This window comes from Zobellella denitrificans, assembly GCF_002237365.1.
GTDB classification, from domain to species: domain Bacteria; phylum Pseudomonadota; class Gammaproteobacteria; order Enterobacterales; family Aeromonadaceae; genus Oceanimonas; species Oceanimonas denitrificans.
Map to the genome: position 1 here is coordinate 1 of NZ_NMUO01000153.1, position 4,215 is coordinate 4,215.

Annotated in this window: 2 protein-coding genes; both read left to right on the forward strand. The window is 64.7% G+C overall.

Features of this window, described 5'->3' with window-relative positions; all coding sequences use genetic code 11:
* Nucleotides 1-239: 239 nt before the first annotated feature.
* A complete protein-coding gene (locus tag CGX12_RS18800) occupies nucleotides 240-1,958 on the forward strand; it encodes a proline--tRNA ligase (RefSeq protein ID WP_094041403.1) in 1,719 nt (572 codons plus the stop codon).
* A 310-nt stretch (nucleotides 1,959-2,268) separates the two neighbouring features.
* The gene (locus CGX12_RS18805; protein ID WP_094041404.1) at nucleotides 2,269-3,420 is read left to right on the forward strand and encodes a patatin-like phospholipase family protein; all 1,152 of its coding nucleotides are present in this window, start codon (nucleotides 2,269-2,271) and stop codon (nucleotides 3,418-3,420) included.
* Nucleotides 3,421-4,215 lie beyond the last annotated feature (795 nt).

The following is a 4,215-nucleotide window of genomic DNA, read 5'->3' on the forward strand; positions in this document are numbered from 1 at the left end:
GTCTACTCGGTGCCGCCGGCGATCGGTGCCCTGGGGCCCAGCCTTCTGTTTATCGGGGTTGCGCTTTTTTTGCTTAATCGCCTGGCCTATTCTTGAGGGGAGCGGTGATATGCTTGGGGACTCCGCCTCACCCCTCACTCCTTCCTCCTCACCCCTCACTCCCCACGCTTCACGCTGCACAGCCCCCCTGCTACAATCGCTTTCTTTAACGGACTTTCAGCTCAACAAGGTTTAAGCGCATGCGTACCAGTCAATACTTGCTTTCCACCCTCAAAGAGACCCCGAGCGATGCCGAAGTGATCAGCCACCAGCTGATGCTGCGCGCGGGCATGATCCGCAAGCTGGCTTCCGGCCTCTACACCTGGCTGCCCAGCGGCCTGCGGGTATTGAACAAGGTGGCCGCCATAGTGCGGGAAGAGATGAACCGGGCCGGCGCCGTCGAGGTGCTTATGCCCATGGTGCAGCCCGCCGACCTGTGGCAGGAAACCGGCCGCTGGGACAAGTTCGGCCCCGAGCTGCTGCGCCTGAAAGACCGTCACGATCGCCCCTTTGTGCTGGGCCCCACCCACGAGGAAGTGATCACCAGCATGGTGCGCAACGAAGTGGCCTCCTACAAGCAGCTGCCGCTCAACCTGTACCAGATCCAGACCAAGTTCCGCGACGAAGTCCGTCCGCGCTTCGGGGTAATGCGCGCCCGCGAGTTCCTGATGAAGGACGCCTACTCCTTCCACACCAGCCAGCAAAGCCTGCAGCAAACCTACAACGACATGTACCAGGCCTACAGCCGGGTGTTCGAGCGCATGGGGCTGGACTTCAGGGCGGTGCTGGCGGATACCGGCGCCATCGGTGGCAGTGCCTCCCACGAGTTCCACGTGCTGGCCCAGAGCGGTGAGGACGACATCGCCTTCTCCACCGAGTCCGATTACGCCGCCAACATCGAAATGGCCGAGGCGGTGGCGCCCAAGGAGCACGCCGATGCTCCCACCCAGGCCATGACCCTGGTCGACACCCCCAACGCCAAGACGATTGCCGATCTGGTGGAGCAGTTCGGGCTGGACATTACCAAAACCGTCAAAACCCTGCTGGTGCGCGCCGCCGAAGACGAAGACTGCTCCCTGGTGGCGCTGATGGTGCGCGGCGACCACGAGCTGAACGAAGTAAAGGCCGAGAAGCTGCCCCAGGTGGCCAGCCCCCTCACCTTCGCCACCGAAGAAGAAATCCGCACCCTGGTGGGTGCAGGCCCGGGCTCCCTGGGGCCGCTCAACATGCCGGTGCCGGTGATCATCGACCGCGCCGTGGCGGTGATGAGCGACTTCGGCGCCGGCGCCAACATCGAAGACAAGCACTACTTCGGCCTTAACTGGGGCCGGGATCTGCCGCTGCCCCAGGTGGCCGACCTGCGCAACGTCAAGGAAGGGGACCCCAGCCCGGACGGCAAGGGCGTACTGCAGATCAAGCGCGGCATCGAAGTGGGCCACATCTTCCAGTTGGGCAACAACTACTCCGCCAAGATGAACGCCACCGTGCTGAACGAAGACAGCAAGGCCGTGGTGCTGGAGATGGGCTGCTACGGCATCGGGGTGTCCCGCATCGTGGCCGCCGCCATCGAGCAAAACCATGACGAGCGCGGCATCGTCTGGCCGGACGCCATCGCCCCCTTCCAGGTGGCCATCATCCCCATGAACATGCACAAGTCCCACCGAGTGCAGGAAGTGGCGGAAAGGCTCTATGCCGAGCTGAAAAACGCCGGGGTGGATGTGCTGTTCGACGACCGCAAGGAACGCCCGGGCGTGATGTTCGCCGACATGGAGCTGATCGGCATTCCCCACAGCATCGTCATCGGCGAGCGCGGCCTGGATAACGGCGTGGTGGAGTACAAGCACCGCCGCGGCGGCGACAAGGTGGAAGTGGCCATCGACGACGTGGTGGCGCAAATCCGCCAGGCCCTGGCCGGTTAGGCATAAAATGGGAGTGCGGGCGGGCCGCCCGCGCCCCAATTTGTGCAACATCTCAGCCTGGGTGGAGCACGCCCCCTGGAGCGCAGGCGGCTCGCCTGCATTCCTAGCCTGGAGCGCAGGCGGCTCGCCTGCATTTCCGCGCAGCGGGAACCCTCCGCTCCACAAGCCACACCCCAACCTCGGCAAACACCCTTGTGGGCGGGCCGCCCGCGCCCCCTCTCCCCCACAACCTGCGCTTGCTCACATGCCGGCCAACCGGCGCTTTCTGCCCCATTAACAAGCACTTATACTTGCTAAAAAGGGGGTCGTCATGGAACAAGAAGAAAGCAATGCCTGCGCCCTGGTGCTTACCGGCGGCGGTGCCCGGGCCGCCTACCAGGTGGGGGTGATCAAGGCCATCGCCGAGTGCTACCCGCGCGGCCATCATATTCCCTTCCCCATTCTTTGCGGCACCTCGGCCGGGGCCATCAACACCACCGGCCTGGCCTGCTATGCCTCTTGTTTCCACCTGGGAGTGCGCAAGCTGGAGTACGTATGGCGCCACCTGCATACAGAGGATATCCTGCGCCTGCAGCTTGGCCGGGTAGTCTGGCATTCCCTCAAGGGCATGATGCTGGATTTGATCGGCAGGCCCACCCAGACCCGCCTTTCCCTGTTCGACAACAGTCCGCTCGAACGCCTGCTGGAGCGGCTGATCGACTTTCAGCGTATCGACAACAACCTGCTTTACGGCGCCCTGGAGGTGCTGGCCGTCACCGCCTCCAACTACGACACCGGCGACTCCACCACCTTTTTCCAGGGCCGGCCCTACCACCAGCCCTGGGCCAGGGCCGGGCGCTCGGGGCGCTCCGCCGTCATAGCGCCGCCGCACCTGCTGGCCAGCTGCGCCCTGCCCTTCGTGTTCAAGCCCTGCCGGCTGCAGAACCACCACTACGGCGACGGCTCCATCCACCAGCTCAATCCGCTCAGCCCGGCCATCCACCTGGGGGCCCGCAAGATCCTTATCATCAGCCTGGCGTCGGAAGAAGCGGAGCCCGGTGTGCTGCCGAGCGATCCCAGCAGTTCCGATATCGCCGGCCACCTGCTGGACACCATTTTTACCGACGCCCTCACCTCCGACATAGAGCGGCTGCAGCGCATCAACAGCACCATCAAGCTGGTGCCGGAGCGCAAGCGGGAGCAGCTCTCCCTGCGCCATATCGACAACCTGGTGCTCAAGCCAAGCAAGAACCTGGACGATCTCACCCTTAATCACTTCCACAAGCTGCCGCTCAATATCCGCGGCCTGCTGCGGCTGTTCGGGGTCAATGCGGGGGATGCCACCGGCCTGGCCAGCTTCCTGCTGTTCGAGCAGGACTACTGCCAGGAGCTGATCGAGCTGGGTTATAAGGATACCCACGCCCGCCTGGAGGAAGTGTGTCGCTTTCTGCTGGTGGACGAGCCGCTGCGAAAAACCGGCTGAATGGACGCGCTTTTGCGTTTAAGGCGCACGCCGCTCCCTGGAGCGTCTGCATTATCCTGGAGCGCAGGCGGCTCGCCTGCATTATCCTGGAGCGCAGGCGGCTCGCCTGCATTCACGCGCAGCGGGAACCTTTGGCTTGGGTGCAGCACCCTTGCGGGCGGGCCGCCCGCGCCCCAATTCGTGCAATACCCCGGCATTTAAGGCGTACGCCATTCCCTGGAGCGCAGGCGGCTCGCCTGCATTCCCGCGCGGCGGGAACCCTTGGCTTGGGTGCCCCCCCTTTGCGGGCGGGCCGCCCGCGCCCCAATAGGTGCAATACCCCGGCATTTAAGGCGTACGCCATTCCCTGGAGCGCAGGCGGCTCGCCTGCATTCCCGCGCAGCGGGAACCTTTGGCTTGGGTGCAACACCCTTGCGGGCGGGCCGCCCGCGCCCCAATTCGTGCAATACCCCGGCATTTAAGGCGTACGCCATTCCCTGGAGCGCAGGCGGCTCGCCTGCATTCCCGCGCAGCGGGAACCTTTGGCTTGGGTGCAACACCCTTGCGGGCGGGCCGCCCGCGCCCCAATTCGTGCAATACCCCGGCATTTAAGGCGTACGCCATTCCCTGGAGCGCAGGCGGCTCGCCTGCATTCCCGCGCAGCGGGAACCTTTGGCTTGGGTGCAACCCCCTTGCGGGCGGGCCGCCCGCGCCCCAATTCGTGCAATACCCCGGCATTTAAGGCGTACGCCATTCCCTGGAGCGCAGGCGGCTCGCCTGCATTCCCGCGCAGCGGGAACCCTTGGCTTGGGTGCA